Here is a 17,750-nt window from a genome sequence, read left to right on the forward strand (position 1 = left end):
ACGGATGCGGCAGGCTAAGGGCATGCGCCTGGCGACCTGGAATGTCAACTCGGTGAAGGCCCGCCTCCCCCGGCTGCTGGAGTGGCTGGCCGACACCGGGCCGGACGTCGTCTGCCTGCAGGAGACCAAGTGCCCGGACGGCGCCTTCCCGGTGACCGAGGTGGGCGCGTTGGGCTACACCGTGGCCAGCCACAGCGACGGCCGGTGGAACGGCGTCGCCATCCTGTCCCGGGTCGGGCTGGACGACGTCCGGGTCGGGTTCGCCGGCGAGCCCGGCTTTCCCGACCCGGAGGCCCGCGCCATCTCCGCCACCTGCGACGGAGTGCGGGTCTGGTCGGTGTACGTGCCCAACGGCCGGACGCCTGAGGACCCGCACTACGCGTACAAGCTGGCCTGGTTCGCCGCGCTGCGCGACGCGGTGGAGGCCGAGCTGTCCGGCGGGCTCCCACTCGCCGTCTGCGGCGACTTCAACGTCGCCCCGACCGACGCCGACGTCTGGGACCCGGCGGTCTTCACCCACTCCACCCACGTCACCCCGGCCGAGCGCGCGGCCCTCGCGGCACTGCGCGACCTGGGCCTCGTCGACGTGGTGCCGACCCCGATGAAGGGGCCGCACCCCTTCACCTACTGGGACTACCGGGCCGGGATGTTCCACCAGAACAAGGGCATGAGAATCGACCTGGTGTACGCGTCCGCGCCCTTCGCCCGCGCGGTCGGTTCGGCCTACGTGGACCGGGAGGCCCGCAAGGGCAAGGGCCCCTCCGACCACGCCCCGATCGTCGTCGACGCGGAGCTGGTGCCCGCGGTGGAGGGATTCTGAGTGGCTGTCGTGGGTTTCTGAGTGGCTAGGGTGGGCAGATGGCAGTCGTGAAGATCAACGCAATCGACGTCCCGCCCGGCGCCGGCGCGGAGTTGGAGAAGCGGTTCGCCGCCCGGGCCGGCACGGTGGAGAACTCCCCCGGCTTCCTCGGCTTCGAGCTGCTCCGCCCGGTGGCCGGCGAGACCCGCTACTTCGTCTACACGAAGTGGGAGAGCGAGGAGGCGTACCAGGCGTGGGCCGCCGGACCCTCGCGCGCCGCCCACGCCGCCGCGCCCGGGGAGAAGCCCCGACCACCGGTCGCCAGCGGAGCCAGCCTGCTGGAGTTCGAGGTGGCGCTGCACGTTCCCCACCCCTAGCACCTCCCCGCTGGCAGACGCGGACGGATTCCCCGCCTCGACACGTCGTTGGGCAGCAGTTTCACCGAAAGTGCGCGGATCTTGGCCAAACCACGACGGGTCGGGGCGGTTCGGGCGCGTTGGGGCGCGTCGAGGCGGGCGTGGAGGGGTACCCGGCGCCTTGATCGTGCTCGATCCTGGATCTAGTTCCGTCCCTGCGGCAAGCGGCCACCACATCCTTGTTCGAGCACGACCTTGACCGTGCCCGGCGCGGCACTCTAGGCACCCGCTCACCCGCCACGGCTGATCAAGGACCCGAGTCCAGCGCGCGTCGAGTATCCGCTGCACCATGAACAACTCGGTCGCCCTGGAGATCGACTCATCGATCGGCACCACACGGCGACACGGCACGGCGCGGTGGTGGGGCACAGCGGTGGGGCGCGCCGAGGGCAGGGGCCTCGTGTGCCGGGAGTGCCGTACCACCGCCGAATCACACCGGCCGGCTGTCTCCGTTGATAGCGTCGAGAGGGCCCGTGAGGTAGCCGGCCACCAGTCGCCCTACCTGCCATTCCAGGCCGTTCACTCAGGGTGCATGCCAAGGTGCGGGGAAATTTTGGCCATGTTCGACGGCTTCGAAGAGTTCGACATCGACACGCCCGGAGCGACGATCCACGGACGCCGTGGTGGAAGCGGCCCGCCCGTTCTGCTGCTGCACGGCATCCCGGAGACACACCTCATGTGGCACCAGGTCGCGCCACGGCTCGCCGAGAACTACACAGTCGTCGCCACCGACCTGCGGGGCTGGGGCGACAGCGGCAAACCGCCGAGCACCGCGGACCACGAGCCGTACAGCATGCGCGCCATCGCTCGCGACCAGATCGAGGTGATGCGGAGTCTGGGTCACGAGCAGTTCCACCTCGTCGGACACGATCGTGGGGCGCGCTGCGCGTACCGTCTCGCGCTGGACGCGCCGGACGCGGTCACCCGGCTGGCCGTCATGGACGTGGTTCCCATCGGCGACGTCTACGACCGCGCCGACAAGACGTTCAGCCTCTCCTACTGGGTTTGGTCCTTCCTGGCGGCACCGGCGCCGGTGCCCGAGCAGTTCATCAAGGCGGCGCCCGCGGTGCTCGTCGACTTCATGCTCGACACCTGGCCCAAGGTGAAGGACGCCTTCCCGCCCGAGGTGCGGAGGGCGTACGTCAAGCAGTTCAGCGACCCCGCCACGGCGCACGCGGTCTGCGAGGAGTTCCGCGCCGCCGCGACGCTGGACTACCAGCAGGACGAGGCGGACCGTGGGAAACGGAAGATTGCCTGTCCGGTGCTGTTCCTCTGGAGCCAGGAGGGCCAGGTCGCGAAGCTCTACGACGACCCCCTCGCGATCTGGCGGCAGTGGGCCGACGACGTACGCGGCGAACCGGTCGGGGTCGGGCACTTCATCCCGGAGGAAGCCCCCGACGAGACCACCCGCCAGCTCCTCGCCTTCCTCAGCTGACGCCGGGCCGGGCGGGTCAGGGCTTGCGGGAGGACTGGAGGGTGGCGAAGGCGATCACGTTGTCGGCGTAGCCGGTGCGACCGCCGATGAACTGGCCGCCGCAGGTGATCAGCCGCAGACCGGCGGGGCCGGCGTCACCGTAGATGCGGTCGGCGGGCAGCCGGTCCTTCGGGAAGTGCTCGACGGTGTCGACCTTGAAGACCACCGTCGACCGGTCCGCCCGGGCCACCTCGACGAGGTCGCCGGGCTTGAGCTTGCCCAGGTCGTAGAAGACCGACGGCCCGCTCTTGGTGTCCACGTGCCCGACGATCACCGCCGGACCGGGTTCACCGGGCGTGGGACCGCGGTCGTACCAGCCGGTCTCGTTGTGCCGCTCCAGCGGCGGTACGGCGATCGAGCCGTCCCGCGCCTGCCCGACGGGCGCCACGGGCGCGGTCACCTTGATCGCCGGGACGCTGAGGCGTACCGGGCGGCTGGCCGAGAGTCCGACCGACTCGCTGCGTGCCGGCCGGTCGCCACCGGCCGGGGCCAGGTCGAACGGGCCGACCGAGCGGCCCAGCCCCGCACCGGTGGCGAAGACCCCGACCAGGACCAGCACCACGGCCAGCGGCACTGACCAGGGGCTGCGTCCGGGCGGACGACTGCGTCGCGGCGTCACCGCGGTCGCCGGACGGGCAGCCACCGACGGGCGACCCGAGGCCGGCGGGCGCTCGTCGTCCGGCGGTGGCGTGGGGCGGAAGATCTCCATGGCGGTCAGTGCAGTCCGATGCCACGGGCGGCACGTGGTCGGCGCAGCGCCAGCACGGCGAGGATCAGGCCGGTGACCGTCAACGCCGCGCCGACGGGCAGCAGCAGTTTGCCGGTCACGCCACCGGCCCCGCCACCGAAGCCGGTGGCGGGGCCGCGACTCGGGTGGGCCGGGACCTTCTTCACCACCTGGAGCATGGTCGAGGCGGTCTCGCCGTCGCGGCATTCCAGCTTGACCCGGTAGTTGCCGGGGCGGGTGCGCTCCCGCACCATCGGCGCGGCGGTGAGCACCCCACCCTGCGGCTGGACGCCGACCGCGCCGAAGGCGTCGGAGACGACGGTGGCGCCCACCGAGTTGTCCTGGCAACTGGCCCGGATCCCGACCAGGTAGCCGGGCTGCACCGTGCTGGGGCTCACCTCGACGAAGATGTCGATCGGCGTCGGCTGGGGCGCGCCACCCGGTGGGCCTTCGGGCTGCGGCGCGGGAGCGGCCAGCACCGAGGCCGCCGGCGCGGGAGCGGCCAGCACCGAGGCCGCCGGCGCGGGAGCGGCGAGCACCGAGGCGACAGGCGCGGGAGCCGCGAACGCGGGAGGGGAGGCGAGCAGGGGGCCGGCGAGAACGGTCAGCACCGACAGGGTGACGCCGCCGCGGGTCACTGTCACGATGCCCCCTCTCGACGCCGGGCGGCCGGGTCGGGCAGCGGAGCACCCGACCTGCCGTACCAGTTGGATCCTCTCATTTCCGGTCGCACATCACATCCGATTCGCTGGCGAGGTCGCGTACGCTCGTTGGGCTGTGACCGCCACCGAGCACGACCCCGCCGTCCCGCCCGTGAGCCGGACGATCCGAACGTTCCACCCCCGCCGGGGTCGGATGAGCGACCGGCAGACCGATGCGCTGAGCCGGCTCTGGCCCGCGTACGGCCTGGATGTTCCGGACGGACCGGTCGCGCCCGTCAACCTGGCCGACCTGTTCGGTCGTCGGGCGCCGGTGGTGCTGGAGATCGGTTCGGGCATGGGTGACAGCACCGCCGCGATGGCTGCCGCCGACCCGGATCGAGATTATCTGGCGGTCGAGGTGCACACGCCGGGAATCGCCAACCTGCTCGACCTGGTGGAGCGCGGCGGCCTGCGCAACGTGCGGGTGGCGCAGGGCGACGCGTTGTCCCTGGTCAACGGCCTGACCGAGGGCGCGTTGGACGCGGTGCACATCTTCTTCCCGGACCCGTGGCCGAAGTCCCGCCACCACAAGCGGCGGATCATCCAGCCGGCGCACGTGGCGCTGCTGCGGTCCCGGCTGCGGCCCGGCGGCACGCTGCACTGCGCGACCGACTGGGCCGAGTACGCCGAGGCGATGCGGGAGACCCTCGACGCGGACCCGGAGCTGGTGGACGCGTACGGCGGCTTCGCGCCGCGTCCGGCGCACCGGCCGGTGACGAAGTTCGAGCGGCGGGCGATCACGGCCGGCCGACCGGTGGCCGACCTGCTCTACCGCCGACGGTGACGCGCTCGCCCGTCCTGCCGACCCGCACCCACCGGCCCGGACGGGGGTCCGGTGGACGCCGGGTTGGCGTAGCGGGGCATGATCCAGGCACCATGGAGGGGATATGACGCTCACCGCCGCGCTGCCGACAAGCGCCGACCCCGACACCCTGTTCGACGCGTTCGCCGGCTGGGCGAAGGAGCGCGGCCTCGACCTCTACCCCCATCAGGAGGAGGCGGTCATCGAGATCGTCTCCGGCGCCAACCTGATCATGAACACGCCCACCGGCTCGGGTAAGAGCCTGGTGGCCATCGCCGCGCACTTCGCAGCCCTCGCCGACAGCCGGACGACCTTCTACACCGCGCCGATCAAGGCCCTGGTGTCGGAGAAGTTCTTCGCGCTCTGCGAGGTCTTCGGCGCCGAGAACGTCGGCATGCTCACCGGCGACGCCAGCGTCAACGCCGACGCCCCGATCATCTGCTGCACGGCGGAGATCCTGGCCAACCTGGCGCTGCGCGAGGGCACGAAGGCCGACGTCGGCCAGGTGATCATGGACGAGTTCCACTTCTACGCCGAGCCCGACCGGGGCTGGGCCTGGCAGGTGCCGATCATCGAGCTGCCGCAGGCCCAGTTCATCCTGATGTCCGCCACCCTGGGGGACACCACCCGGTTCGTCGACGACCTGACCCGGCGTACCGGGCGGGCGACCGCCGTCGTACGCACGGCGGAGCGGCCGGTCCCGCTGATCTTCTCGTACGCCATGACGCCGCTGCACGAGACACTTGAGGAGCTGCTGGAGACCAAGCAGGCCCCGGTGTACGTGGTGCACTTCACCCAGGTCGCCGCACTGGAACGCGCCCAGGCGCTGATGAGCGTCAACGTCTGCTCCCGGGCCGAGAAGGACATGATCGCCGAGGCGATCGGTGCCTTCCGGTTCACCTCCGGCTTCGGCAAGACGCTCTCCCGGCTGGTCCGGCACGGCATCGGCGTACACCACGCCGGCATGCTGCCCAAGTACCGCCGCCTGGTGGAGACCCTCGCCCAGGCCGGCCTGCTCAAGGTCATCTGCGGCACCGACACCCTCGGCGTCGGCATCAACGTGCCGATCCGGACGGTGCTGTTCACCGGCCTGTCCAAGTACGACGGGGTCCGCACCCGGCTGCTCAAGAACCGGGAGTTCCACCAGATCGCCGGACGGGCCGGTCGTGCCGGCTACGACACCATCGGCCGGGTCGTGGTGCAGGCCCCCGAGCACGTCATCGACAACTCCAAGGCCCTCGCCAAGGCCGGCGACGACCCGAAGAAGCGGCGCAAGGTGGTCCGCAAGAAGCCGCCGGAGGGCTCGATCGGTTGGGGCCAGCCCACCTTCGACCGACTCGTCGACGCCGAGCCGGAGCCGCTGACCTCCAGCTTCCAGGTCAGTCACTCGATGCTGCTCAACGTCATCGGCCGGCCCGGGGACGCGTTCACCGCGATGCGGCACCTGCTCACCGACAACCACGAGGAGCCCACCGCCCAGCGCCGGCACATCCGCCGGGCGATCGCCATCTACCGGGCGTTGCGCGCCGGTGGGGTCGTGGAGGAGCTGCCCGAGCCGGACGAGACCGGCCGGCGGATCCGGCTCACCGTCGACCTCCAGCTCGACTTCGCGCTCAACCAGCCGCTCTCCCCCCTCGCGCTGGCCACCATCGAGCTGCTCGACGCCGAGTCCCCGTCGTACGCGCTCGACGTGCTGAGCGTGATTGAGTCGATCCTCGACGACCCCCGGCAGATCCTGTCCGCGCAGCAGTTCAAGGCGCGCGGCGAGGCGGTCGCCGCGATGAAGGCCGAGGGCATCGAGTACGAGGCCCGCCTGGAACTGCTCGACGACGTGACCCACCCGAAGCCCCTGGCGGAGCTGCTGGAGGCCGCGTACGAGATGTACCGGCAGGGCCACCCGTGGGTCGCCGACCACCAGCTCTCCCCCAAGGCCGTCGTCCGCGACATGTTCGAGCGGGCGATGACCTTCACCGAGTACGTGCAGTTCTACGGACTGACCCGCTCGGAGGGCCTGGTCCTGCGCTACCTGGCCGACGCGTACAAGACGCTGCGCCAGACCGTGCCCGAGGACGCCAAGACCGAGGAACTGATCGACCTCATCGAGTGGTTGGGTGAGCTGGTCCGCCAGGTCGACTCCAGCCTGATCGACGAGTGGGAGCGGCTGCGCAACCCGTCGGACGTGGCCGAGGTGGCCCTGGCGCACGCCTCCCTGACCGACCGGCCGCCCGCGGTGACCCGCAACGCGCGGGCGTTCCGGGTGCTGGTGCGCAACGCGCTGTTCCGCCGGGTGGAGCTGGCCGCGCTGCGTCGCTGGGACCTGCTCGCCGAGTTGGACGGCGGCGACGGTTGGGACTACGACGCGTGGGCCGACGCGCTCGCGCCGTACTTCGAGGAGTACGACTCGATCGGCGTCGGTCCCGACGCGCGTGGGCCGGCACTGCTCATGATCGAGCAGGGGCGGGAGCGGTGGACCGTCCGGCAGAGCTTTGACGACCCCAACGGCGACCACGACTGGGGCATCAGCGCCGAGATCGACCTGGTGGCCTCCGACGAGGTCGGCGCCGCGGTCGTCCGGATCACGGACGTCGGCCAGCTCTGACGTTTCCGCCCTCGACGGCCCGTCGGGGGCGGACCAGCCCGGGGCGCAGGAGCGCCGGCGTACGCCGGGCGGCCACGTCCTCGATCCAGCCGAACAGCAGCACCGCTCCGGCGGTCAGTAGGCACACCCCGGTCAGCCGCAGCGTGACGGAGGCGGCCGAGTTGTACGGAAGCAGCGGGGCGAGCAGCAGGAACATCCCGAGACTGGCCGGGATGTGCCAGAGGTAGATGGTGACCGCGCGCGCGTTGACCACCTGGAGGATCCTCCGCAGGGTCGACGGGCCGACGAGTCGGGGCCGGATCCTCAGCAGCACGGCGACGAGGGCCATCGACCACAGCGTGGTGCCGCCCGCGATGTGGTTGAGGTCGGCGGCCCGGCCCGTCACGATGGCGGTCACGACCCACGTCCCGCCGGCTCCGGCCAGGACGGCGACGAGGCAGCCGTACCAGCGCCAGGGCACGCGGTGCAGCAGTCGATCGTGGTGGGCGAAGCCCAGCAGCCAGCACGACAGGTAGGCGGCGACGAAGTAGCCGGCATCTACTGCGGCGAGGTGCATCCCTACCGGCATCGCGGTGGCCACCGCGATGCTGGGCCAGGGCCAACGGCGGAACGCCCACAGCAGGGCCGGCGAGAGCAGCACCAGCCACAGGTAGGTGACGATGTACCAGAGCCCGATCTGAAAGGCCCACGCCCAGGACGGTCCGACCACCGGCGGCACCCGCAGGGGCAGGACCCACCAGAGCAGTTCGCCCCAGCCGGACAGGCCGGACGGCAGCGGCCGCCACCCGCCGGACAGCACGATCAGGGTGATCGCGCCGAACGCCCAGAACGGCAGCAGCAGCCGGCGCAGTCGCCGCACCACCGCCCTCGGGCCGTACCGATCCAGTGACGCCGCCATCAACGAGCCGGCGATGCCGAACATCAGCCCCATGGCCGGCACCAGCAGGCTCAGCCAGATCCAGCCGGTGACGTGGTAGATCACGACCCGGAGCAGTGCCAGCGTCCGCAGCAGGTCCAGGTAGCGGTTCCGGTCCGGTGCAGAGCCGCCGGGTCGGACGAACCGCGTCGCCGCACCGCGCCGGGGGTTGAGCACCGTGGGTGCCCAGGTATTGGCCACAGAGCACAATAACGTTCCATACCGGTCATACGCTTTTAATCAGTGACAAAAATCCGGCGCGGATCCGGCACTTTCGAGGGCACGAGGGGCCACACTTTCGCTGGGCAATGTCAGACCCGTCGATTAGAATGTATGTACTAATAAAGATCCTGACCTGGGAGGACGCCCGTGACCGCGCCCACCTCCATGCCCCTCACCCCCTACGCCACACTGCTCGGATTCACCCGCTACGTCGACCGCACCGGCCCCACCAAGGCGACCTTCGTGGGCGGGCTGCGCAAGCAGCGCGCCAACCGGTCCGGCTTCAACCCGCACGGTCAGTTCGTCAAGGCGCTCAAGGCCGACATCGCCTTCCACACCGGCGGCACCCACCTGACCGGGGTGGTCGACGTGGTCAAGCCACGCTGGCGCCCGCTCTACCAGGCGCTCGTCCCCGGGGCCATGGCCTGGCTGCACTCCCTCGGCGAGCCGGCCGCCATGGATCTCGCCCAGACCCGCGACGCCCTGGCCATGCTGGGCGACCTGCCCGTCAAGATCAACCCCCACTTCGGGGTACGCCACGCCGACGGTCGCGCCGAAGCGGTCCGCCTGCACTTCGACGAGAGCCCACCGAGCGAGGAGTCGGTGCTCGCCACCCTGCACCTGATGGCCCGTCACATGGACGCGGTGCTCCCGCACGGCGAGCCGGTCCTGGTCGACGTCCGCCGTGGTCAGGCCCACCGCATGCCCGGCAACGCCAAGCCCGACCAGATCGAACATTGGCTGTCCGGCGAAGCCGCCGCCTTCCGCGCGATCTGGTCCACCGCCGCCTAACCCGACGCCGCCTAACCCGACGCCGCCGACGCCGCCGACGCCGCCGCCGCCGTCGCCGTCGCCGTCGCCGTCGCCGTCGCCGTCGCCGTCGCCGTCGCCGGGCATGATCGTGCTCGATCCTTGATGTAGTGGCCTCCGCCGTCCGGGAGGCCACTACACCCATGTTCGAGCACGATCATGGGGATAACCCTGCGGCGCCGACGGCGGCGCGGTGACGGTGGTTATCCACAGGGGCAGCGCGCCGGCAGGGGTTTCGGTCAGCCTGAGACCCATGCCGAAAGCTCCTCGTCGGCCGCCGCAGTTGCGAGGTCGGGTCTTCCGTGGCTCGACCGCCGTCTCGCGGGGCCTGCTGACCCGCAACGACCTCCGCAGCTCGGCGTGGCGGCCGCTCTTTCGCGACGTCTACGCCGACGCCCAGGTCACCGTCACCCACACCATCAGATGCGCCGCCGTCGGACGGTTGTTGGTCCCGCCCGGTGCGGCCGTCGCGGGGCGTGCGGCCGCCGGCCTGTACGGCTGCACGAAGCCGGACGCCGCCGAGCCGGTCGACGTCCTCGTTCCCGCCGCCACCCGGATCGGCCCGACCGCCGGCATCCGGGTGCACCACGAAGAGACCGACCCCGCCGACATCGTGGACCGGGCCGGGGTCAGCGTGACCAGCCCGGCGCGTACCTGCTGGGACCTGGCCCGTTGGCTCGACGTGATCGAGGCGGTGGTCGTCATCGACGCCATGCTGGCCAGCAGGCTGACGACCGTGCCAGCCCTGCGCGAGTACGCGCTGGGTCGGGCCGGTCGGCGCGGCTGGCGGCCGCTGCTACGCGCTGTCGAGCTGGCCGACGCGGGCGCGGAGTCCCCCCAGGAGTCCCGCACACGGGTGCGGCTCGTGCTCGCCGGCCTGCCGAGACCGGAGACGCAGTGGGTCGTTGCCGAGCAGGGCCGGTTCGTGGCCCGGCTCGACCTCGCCTGGCCGCGGTTCAAGGTAGCGGTGGAGTACGACGGGCTCTGGCACGACGACCCCGAACAGTTCCATCGGGACCGCAAACGCCTCAACCGCCTGCTCGGTGGCGACTGGATCGTGCTGCACGTGACCGCCAAGCGCCTCCGGGACGACTTCGACGGGTTCCTGGCCGAGGTCCGAACGGCGCTACGGGCCCGCTCCCGCTTCCCCCGGTGACCGTGATCGCGCTCGAACATGAAAGTAGTGGCCTCGCCGTCGAGGGAGACCACTACTTCATGGATCGAGCACGATCATGAGCGGGAGGGCGTGCCGAGCGCCCGTCGCCGGGGCGGGCTCGTCAGGCGGCGGGGAGGTACCTGGCCAGGTCGTCGAGGATCTTGTTGGCGGCGCCGACGCCGATGCCGGTCATCCAGACCTCGTCGGAGACGGCGTACGCCTTGCCGGCCTTGACGGCGCTGAGGCCCTTCCAGAGGGTCCCGCCCGCGACCTTGGCCTGCTCGGCGGCGGCCTTGTCGCCGTACGCGGTCACGAAGATGACGTCACCGTCGACCTCGTTGACCCGCTCGGGGCTGACCAGGTCGAAGCGCTTGTCCTCCTTGTTGGCGAGCAACTGCCGCTCAGGGCGTCCGAGCCCGGCGTCGCCGAGGACGATGCCGGAGAAGGAGTCCGGGCCGTACACCCGGATGTTGCCGGGCAGGAACCGCACGATCGACACCTTGCGGGCGGCGGCGTCGCCGAGGGTGGCGCCGAAGTCCTTGGCCCGCTTCTCGTACGCGCCGAGCAGGTCCTTGGCCTGCTGCTCACGCCCGAGCGCCCGGCCGTCGAGGAGGAAGTTGTCCTTCCAGGTGATGCCCACCTTGTCGGTGAACACGGTCGGCGCGATGGCGGACAGTTCGTCGTAGAACTTCTCCTGGCGGAACTTGCTGCCGAGGATGAGGTCGGGCTTGAGTGCGTTGATCGCCTCCAGGTCGGGCTCGGCGAGCACCCCGACCGTCTTGATGCTGGCGAGCCTGTCCGCGCCGAAGTAGGTCGGCCAGCTCTTGGCCTCACCGGCCGTGGCGGCGCCGACGGGCGTGACGCCCAGCGAGAGCGCTGTGTCGATCTTGTCGGTGTCGAGCACGACGACACGCTTGGGCTCGGCCGGGACCTTGGTGGTGCCCATGGCGTGGGTGATCTCCCGGGTGTCCCCGGTGGTGGAGCCGGCGACCGGGTCGCTCGCACCGCAGGCGGTGAGACCGACGCCGAGGGTGACGGTCGCGGCGAGAGCGACGACGAGACGACGCATCAGAGTCCTTTCGAGGGGTACGAGTCGGCTAGCGGGTTGGCCGCATCGCCGGTAACGGGTCGGGTCACCGGTACGGGGGCGGAGTTGCCGCCGGTGTAGGCGGGCACCACCAGCGGCGCGCCGGTGACCGGGCAGGGCACGACCACGCAGGCCAGCCCGAAGACGTCGCGGACCAGGTCGGCGGTGAGGATCTCCCGGGGCCCTCCGGCGGCCACCACGGCACCGTCGCGCATCGCGACCAGGTGGTCGGCGTAGCGGGCGGCCTGGTTCAGGTCGTGCAGCACGGCGACCACGGTGCGGCCCCGCTCGACCCGTAGCCGGTGCAGGAGATCCAGCACCTCCACCTGGTGGGCCAGGTCGAGGAAGGTGGTCGGCTCGTCCAGCAGCAGGGCGTCGGTGTCCTGGGCCAGCGTCATGGCGATCCACACCCGCTGCCGCTGCCCGCCGGAGAGGCTGTCCACCGGCCGGTGGGCCAGGTCGGTCACGTCGGCCAGGGTCATCGCCTGGTCGACGGCCGCGCCGTCCTCCGGCGACCACTGCCGCCACCAACGCTGGTAGGGCTGCCGGCCGCGCCCGACCAGGTCAGCCACGGTGACGCCCTCGGGCACCAGCGGGCTCTGCGGCAGGACGCCGAGGCGGCGGGCCACCTCCCGGGTAGGCAGCTCGCGGATCGCGGTGCCGTCCAGCAGGACCGTGCCCCGGCGCGGGCTGAGCAGCCGGGCCATGGTGCGCAACAGGGTGGACTTACCGCACGCGTTCGGGCCGACGATCACGGTGAACGCGTCGGCGGGCAGATCCAGGTCGAGGCCGTCGAGCACGGTCCGCTCGTCGTAGCCGGCGACCAGGTCGCGGGTGGAGAGCATCACACGACTCCTTGAGGCGTCACGACGACCGCCGCCGTCCGCGCAGCAGCAGGAAGATCAGGTACGGGCCGCCGATCGCGGCGGTCAGCACACCGGCGGGCAGTTGGGTGGGTGCGAGCAGGCGTCGGCCGGCCAGGTCGGCCAGCACCAGCAGCAGCGCGCCGAGCAGCGCGGCGCAGACCAGCGGTGGCCGTTCGGCGCGGACCAGTCGACGGGCCACCTGGGGCGCGACCAGCGCGACGAAGTCGACCGCGCCGACCTGGGCGGTGACCATCGCGGCGACGAGGACGCCGGCGCCGGCCAGGCCGATCCGGCGGGCCACCGGACGCAGCCCGACGCCGCGGGCGGTGTCGTCGTCCAGGGCGGTGCTGTTCAGCGCCCAACCGGCCCAGGCCAGCACCGGCAGCAGCACCAGCAGGGTGCCGGCGATCCAGGCGGCCTCGGTCCAGCCCTTGCCGGCCAGGGTGCCGATCAGCCAGATCTGCGCGCGCAGCCCGTCGATCGGGTCGGCGGTGAGCATGACCACCTCGGTCAGTGCCCGGAAGGCGAACGCCACCGCCACGCCGGCGAGGACGAACCGCTGCGCGGCCAGCCCGTGCCGGGCGCCCAGGGCGAACAGCAGCACCGCCGCGAGCAGCCCGCCCACCAGCGCGGTGGGTGCCACCAGCACCGCCGCCATGCCGCTGGTCAGGGCCACCGTCGCGGCAAGACCGGCGCCCTGGGTGATGCCGATGACGTCCGGGCTGGCGAGCGGGTTGCGGGCCACGCTCTGGATCAGGGTGCCGGCGATGCCGAAGGCCGCGCCGGCCGTCGCCGCCAGCACGACCCGCGGCAACCGAAGATCAAAGACCACGAGGTCGTACGGGGTTCCGGAGCCGGCGAGGGCGCGCAACACGTCGGCCGGGGCGACGTACGGGGTGCCCAGGGAGAGGCTGAGCACGACGGTCAGCAGGAGCAGCACGGTCAGCACGGCGGCAACCAGCAGCGCGCGACGGCGGATCACCAGGCTGACCGGGCCGAGCCGCAGCAGCGACCGGCCGACCAGCCGGGCATCGCCGTTGGTGGGTGACGTGGTGGGTGACACGCCGGCCGGGGCGGGCGAGCCCGCGGGGCGCTGGGTGGTGGTCACGCGGTCACCACCCGGGCGCGGCGGACCAGGACGGCCAGCAGCGGCGCCCCGATCAGCGCGGTGACGATCCCGGCCGGTATCTCGCCGGGTGGGGCGACGAGCCGGCCGACGACGTCGGCGCCGAGCAGCAGCGCCGGGCCGAGCAGGGCGGAGACGGCGAGGGTCCAGCGGTGGTCCGCGCCGACCAGGGCGCGGGCCAGGTGCGGCACGGCCAGCCCGACGAAGGCGACCGGTCCGGCTGCCGCCACCGCCGCGCCGGTCAGCAGCACGGCGGCGAGGCCACCGCCGAGGCGGACCAGGCCGATGCGGTGGCCGAGGCCGCGGGCCACGTCGTCGCCGAGGGCCAGCGCGTCCAGGCCCCGGGCCACCAGGGCGGCGAGCACCAGCCCGGCGAGGACGAAGGGCAGCACCTGCGCGGCGACCGAGAGGTCGCGGCCGGCCAGCCCGCCGACCACCCAGAACCGGTACTCCTCGAAGGTGCGGGCGTCGATGCTGAGCAGCGCGTACACCCCGGAGGCCAGGCTGGCGTCGAGGGCCGCGCCGACAAGCGCGAGGGTGACCGGGCTGGCGCCCTCGCGGGCGTGGGTGGCGATGGCGAAGACCAGCAGCCCGGCGATCAGTGCCCCGGCGATGCCGAACCAGACGTACCCGGCGAGCGTGCTGACGCCGAAGACGGAGATGGCGAGCACCACACCGAACGACGCGCCCGCGCTGATGCCGAGGATGCGCGGCTCGGCGAGCGGGTTGCGGGTGAGCGCCTGGAACAACACGCCGGCCACCGCGAGGGCGAGACCGACGGCGAGGCCGAGCGCGGTACGCGGCATCCGCAACTCGCGCACGATGGTGCTGGCCTCGCCGCCGTCCGGTGCCACGAGGGCGTGCCAGACCTGGTCGACGCCGAGGTCCCGACTGCCGAGCGCGAAGCTGGCCAGCACGGCGAGCAACAACACCAGGGCGGCCCCGACGGTGACAGCCACCCGGCGCCCGGTGCGGGTGCTGGCCGGACTCCGGGTCGGCCGGCTGGCGAGGGCGGTCACGAATCTCCTGCACGATCGGGCTTAGGTTCGCCTAACCTTAGCCGAGCTGCGGAAAGGGACCTAACCGGCGTCGGTCGATGCCGTTCCGGGCGCCTCGGGCCCGCCCTCCGGCGATGCTGGCCCGCCCGACGAGCCACCGTCCCCGGCCGCCGCGCCACCGCGCGGCAGCACGGTCAGCGGCCGCATCATCTCGTTGTCCTCGTGCTCCAGCAGGTGGCAGTGCCAGGCGTAGCGACCGGGCAGGTCGAAGCGCGCCCTGATCCGGGTGACCTCCCACGGGTACGCGAGCACCGTGTCCATCCGGCCGCGCTCCCCCGGGTCCGGCCGTACCTGGCCCGAGTGTCCGCGCCCGAGCAGCTCGAACTGAACCTGGTGCAGGTGGACCGGGTGCACGTGCCGGGTGAAGTTGCGCACCTCCCACTCTTCGGTGTCGCCGAGGGTGGGTTGCTCGGTCACCGGGTCGCTCCAGCGCAGCGGCAGGCCCCGACCACGCTCGTCAAGGACGCCGAGCAACATGATCATTTTGCCGCCGGACATCCGCTCGTTGAGCGACAGCCGGCGTACCCGCTGGGCCGTTCCGAGCCGCGGCGGCGACGGCAGCCGCAGCTGCTCCGGTGGCACGCTCGGGTCGACGCCGGCCGCGTCGGCGACCACGAAGCGCAGCACCTGCCCGGTGGTGTGCGGGTCGGCCGGCGGGAAGTCCACTCCGGGCCGACCGCCGTCGTACATCCCGTCGGGTCCCTCGTTGACGAGGTACAGCTCGGTGCCGGCCGGCACGTCGGTGAAGTCGACGATCGCGTCGACCCGCTGGGCCGGGCCGAGTGCCACGCGCTCGTGCGGCACCGGCTCGGGCAGGAAGCCGCCGTCGCCGCCGATCTGCCAGACCGGGAGCACTGGACGGGCCGGCCGCGCGGTGGCGTTGGCGGCCACGCTGAGCAGCAGGAACCGGCTGTTACAGGCGTTGAGCAGCCGGAAGCGGTAACGCCGGCGCCGCACCGTGAGCGTGGGCCAGGTACGACCGTTGACCACCATGGTGGAGGCGGAGAACCCGGGCACCCAGGTCGGCGGCCCGTCGCCGTCGCCGGAGTACCGCCGCGGGTAGCGCAGCTCGCCGTCGGCGGTGAAACTGCGGTCCTGGATCATCAGCGGGATGTCGTGGTGGGAGGCGTTCGGCGGATCGTCCCGGGTCGGCGCCGGGCCGGGCAGCACCCCGTCCGGCAGGTCGTCCCCACCGCCACCGAGCAGGTAGAACCCGGCCGGCCCGGCATAGACGTTCGTCCGGGTGAGCCCAAGCGTGTGGTCGTGGTACCAGAGGGTGCAGGGCCGCTGGTCGTTGGCGTACTCGAAGGTGGCCGAACCCGGCGCCCAGCGCAGGCCGGAGTGTTCGGCGAAGCGGGACCGGAACTCGCGGTACGCGCTGCCGGACACGGCGAAGTCGGGCGGCAGGTTGCGAGCCACCGGCAGGTACCACGCCTCGGAGTGCCCGTCGCTCTCCTGGGCGCTGTGCGCGCCGTGCAGATGCACCACCTGGGGCACCGGCCCGCGATACCCCTGCGGGCTGCCGTCCCACTGCCCATGGCGGTCCCGGTGCTCGGTGCCACCAGCCGGGTTGGCCCAGTGCAGGGTGGGGTCCACCGGCAGCAGGTGCGGCAGGTAGTCGCCCCGGTCGTCGACGAGCTGGTTCGACCAGGTCACCCGGACCGGTCGACCCACCCGCGCCACGATGGTGGGCGCCGGGTAGCCGAAGCTGCCGGGGTGGGCGGTGGAGCCGTAACCCCACACGGTGGTGCGCGGCCACGACGGCGGCAGGATCTGCTGGCGGAACTGTCGCACCGCGATCTCGTACGTGTCGCGCTCCGGGTCGGTCGCCACCGCCGGCATGGCCGGAGGGATCCGCAGTGGCGTGACGTACTTCGGGATGTCACGGGCGTCCAGCGGCGCCAGCGCGGTGGCCGCCCGGCCGGACGTCGTCCAACCCGCCGGACCCAGCAGCGCGGCGCCGCCGGCGGCACCAGCCGCGAACAGCCGTCGTCTGGTGACCATGGCGCACCTCCAGTTGCTGCCGACCGGACAGAAGAAGAATGGGTTTCGCGGAGTGCCACCGGAGGGGCAGAAGGCGGATCAGACCCATAAGAGGGACAAACCGCACCGGTCGCGTCCTAGGGTGTGGGCATGCGATTCGACCAGCACACGGTCGTCCTGCTGGTCCGACCGGCGGACCCGCCGGAGTTGCCGCAGGACGCGATCGACCGGTTGCGGGACGCGCACCTGGCCCACCAGGCGGGGCTCGTCGAGCAGGGGCTCGTGCTCGCGACCGGGCCGTTCCTGCACCCCGACGACGACCAGTTACGGGGCTTCGTCGTGCTCTCCATCGCCCCGGACGAGGCGCGCACTCTCTACGCCAACGATCCGGCCGTTCGCGCCGGACGCCTGGTCGCTCAGGTGGCGAGCTGGCTGGTCCCCGAGGGCAACGTGCGGTTCGAGGGCGTGCCGATGCCGCGCTCGATGCTGGAGGCGGCCTCCGGCGACTGACGCCGTGCCGGTCAGGACGCCGCGTTCGTCAGCCGGCAGTGCCGCTTTCGGCCTCCGCCGGCAGCTCCCCGAGCGGGATCGCCCGCAGATCGTCCACCGGGCCGACGATCACCCGCAGCGCCGGAAAGTACTCGCGCAGCACCTGCCGGCAGTCGCCGCACGGCTCGCTGACGTCGCGACCCCGGTCGGCGACCGTGACGATTGTCTCCAGGTCGGTGACGCCCTGCGTGGCGGCCGTGCCGATCACCACGAGTTCGGCGCAGCACCCGCCGGTGGCGTGCTGGACGTTCACGCCGGTGAAGACCCGCCCGTCGGCGGTCCGGGCGGCCGACGCGACGGTGTGGTGCTGGCTGCGGCAGCGCAGCTTGGCGACCGCGGTGGCGGCCTGCACCAAGGCACGGTCGGTGTCCCGCAGCTCCATCTCAGCCCCCAGCGCTCGACGTCGAGCGCCCACTCTAGGTGCCGCCCCCGGACGTCGACGGACCGGCCGCGCGGTAA

Annotated in this window: 17 protein-coding genes; 8 read left to right on the forward strand and 9 right to left on the reverse strand. The window is 72.2% G+C overall.

What is annotated here, in order from left to right:
• Positions 1–22 precede the first annotated feature (22 nt).
• From ACFYPM_RS12900 to ACFYPM_RS12910, 3 genes are all read left to right on the forward strand, one after another.
• Positions 23–820: an exodeoxyribonuclease III gene (locus ACFYPM_RS12900; protein ID WP_387195016.1), complete on the forward strand. Its 798-nt coding sequence runs from the start codon at positions 23–25 to the stop codon at positions 818–820.
• Positions 821–858: 38 nt separating this feature from the next.
• Complete coding sequence (locus tag ACFYPM_RS12905; protein WP_387195019.1) at positions 859–1,176, forward strand: antibiotic biosynthesis monooxygenase family protein; 318 nt, start codon at positions 859–861, stop codon at positions 1,174–1,176.
• Between the two features lie 598 nt (positions 1,177–1,774).
• Entirely contained in the window at positions 1,775–2,650 is an 876-nt protein-coding gene (locus ACFYPM_RS12910; RefSeq protein ID WP_387195023.1) for an alpha/beta fold hydrolase, read from the forward strand.
• A gap of 16 nt (positions 2,651–2,666) precedes the next feature.
• On the opposite strand, the gene ACFYPM_RS12915 is transcribed toward ACFYPM_RS12910, so the two are convergent.
• Entirely contained in the window at positions 2,667–3,398 is a 732-nt protein-coding gene (locus tag ACFYPM_RS12915; RefSeq protein ID WP_387195026.1) for a class F sortase, read from the reverse strand.
• A gap of 5 nt (positions 3,399–3,403) precedes the next feature.
• Complete coding sequence (locus tag ACFYPM_RS12920; RefSeq protein ID WP_387195448.1) at positions 3,404–4,063, reverse strand: hypothetical protein; 660 nt, start codon at positions 4,061–4,063, stop codon at positions 3,404–3,406.
• Positions 4,064–4,271: 208 nt separating this feature from the next.
• Here ACFYPM_RS12920 and trmB point away from each other — a divergent pair, with 208 nt between their 5' ends.
• The gene (trmB, locus tag ACFYPM_RS12925) at positions 4,272–4,901 is read left to right on the forward strand and encodes a tRNA (guanosine(46)-N7)-methyltransferase TrmB (protein WP_387195451.1); all 630 of its coding nucleotides are present in this window, start codon (positions 4,272–4,274) and stop codon (positions 4,899–4,901) included.
• Positions 4,902–5,004: 103 nt separating this feature from the next.
• Positions 5,005–7,518: a DEAD/DEAH box helicase gene (locus tag ACFYPM_RS12930; protein ID WP_387195028.1), complete on the forward strand. Its 2,514-nt coding sequence runs from the start codon at positions 5,005–5,007 to the stop codon at positions 7,516–7,518.
• Here the strand turns inward: ACFYPM_RS12930 and ACFYPM_RS12935 are convergent.
• Positions 7,496–8,635 carry an acyltransferase family protein gene (locus tag ACFYPM_RS12935; RefSeq protein WP_387195031.1) on the reverse strand — a complete coding sequence of 380 codons (1,140 nt, stop codon included), beginning with the start codon at positions 8,633–8,635 and terminating at the stop codon, positions 7,496–7,498. The two genes, ACFYPM_RS12930 and ACFYPM_RS12935, sit on opposite strands and share 23 nt — an antisense overlap.
• A gap of 168 nt (positions 8,636–8,803) precedes the next feature.
• On the opposite strand from ACFYPM_RS12935, the gene ACFYPM_RS12940 reads away from it, so the two are divergent.
• Together ACFYPM_RS12940 and ACFYPM_RS12945 are read left to right on the forward strand one after the other, a co-directional pair.
• Positions 8,804–9,448 (forward strand): hypothetical protein, encoded by a 645-nt coding sequence (locus tag ACFYPM_RS12940; protein WP_387195034.1) that lies wholly within the window; start codon positions 8,804–8,806, stop codon positions 9,446–9,448.
• A gap of 271 nt (positions 9,449–9,719) precedes the next feature.
• A complete protein-coding gene (locus ACFYPM_RS12945; RefSeq protein ID WP_387195037.1) occupies positions 9,720–10,622 on the forward strand; it encodes an endonuclease domain-containing protein in 903 nt (300 codons plus the stop codon).
• Positions 10,623–10,743: 121 nt separating this feature from the next.
• Here ACFYPM_RS12945 and ACFYPM_RS12950 read toward each other — a convergent pair whose 3' ends face one another.
• The 5 genes from ACFYPM_RS12950 to ACFYPM_RS12970 are packed head-to-tail and all read right to left on the reverse strand — an operon-like array spanning position 10,744 to position 16,763.
• Positions 10,744–11,691, reverse strand: coding sequence for an ABC transporter substrate-binding protein (locus ACFYPM_RS12950; RefSeq protein WP_387195040.1), 948 nt, complete (start codon positions 11,689–11,691; stop codon positions 10,744–10,746).
• Complete coding sequence (locus ACFYPM_RS12955; RefSeq protein ID WP_387195043.1) at positions 11,691–12,554, reverse strand: ABC transporter ATP-binding protein; 864 nt, start codon at positions 12,552–12,554, stop codon at positions 11,691–11,693. The genes ACFYPM_RS12950 and ACFYPM_RS12955 overlap by 1 nt, the downstream gene beginning before the upstream one ends.
• A 19-nt stretch (positions 12,555–12,573) precedes the next feature.
• Positions 12,574–13,683, reverse strand: a complete 1,110-nt coding sequence (locus tag ACFYPM_RS12960; protein WP_387195046.1) for a FecCD family ABC transporter permease — start codon at positions 13,681–13,683, stop codon at positions 12,574–12,576.
• Positions 13,680–14,720 (reverse strand): FecCD family ABC transporter permease, encoded by a 1,041-nt coding sequence (locus ACFYPM_RS12965; RefSeq protein WP_387195049.1) that lies wholly within the window; start codon positions 14,718–14,720, stop codon positions 13,680–13,682. Before ACFYPM_RS12965 ends, ACFYPM_RS12960 begins: the two co-directional genes overlap by 4 nt.
• A 60-nt stretch (positions 14,721–14,780) precedes the next feature.
• Positions 14,781–16,763, reverse strand: a complete 1,983-nt coding sequence (locus ACFYPM_RS12970; RefSeq protein ID WP_387195052.1) for a multicopper oxidase family protein — start codon at positions 16,761–16,763, stop codon at positions 14,781–14,783.
• A gap of 129 nt (positions 16,764–16,892) precedes the next feature.
• On the opposite strand from ACFYPM_RS12970, the gene ACFYPM_RS12975 reads away from it, so the two are divergent.
• Positions 16,893–17,252, forward strand: a complete 360-nt coding sequence (locus ACFYPM_RS12975) for a YciI family protein (RefSeq protein ID WP_387195054.1) — start codon at positions 16,893–16,895, stop codon at positions 17,250–17,252.
• 28 nt (positions 17,253–17,280) lie between these two features.
• Here ACFYPM_RS12975 and ACFYPM_RS12980 read toward each other — a convergent pair whose 3' ends face one another.
• Positions 17,281–17,673, reverse strand: coding sequence for a cytidine deaminase family protein (locus ACFYPM_RS12980; RefSeq protein WP_387195057.1), 393 nt, complete (start codon positions 17,671–17,673; stop codon positions 17,281–17,283).
• Between the last annotated feature and the right edge of the window lie 77 nt (positions 17,674–17,750).

The organism is Micromonospora sp. NPDC005203, assembly GCF_042872705.1.
Classification (GTDB): Bacteria; Actinomycetota; Actinomycetes; order Mycobacteriales; family Micromonosporaceae; genus Micromonospora.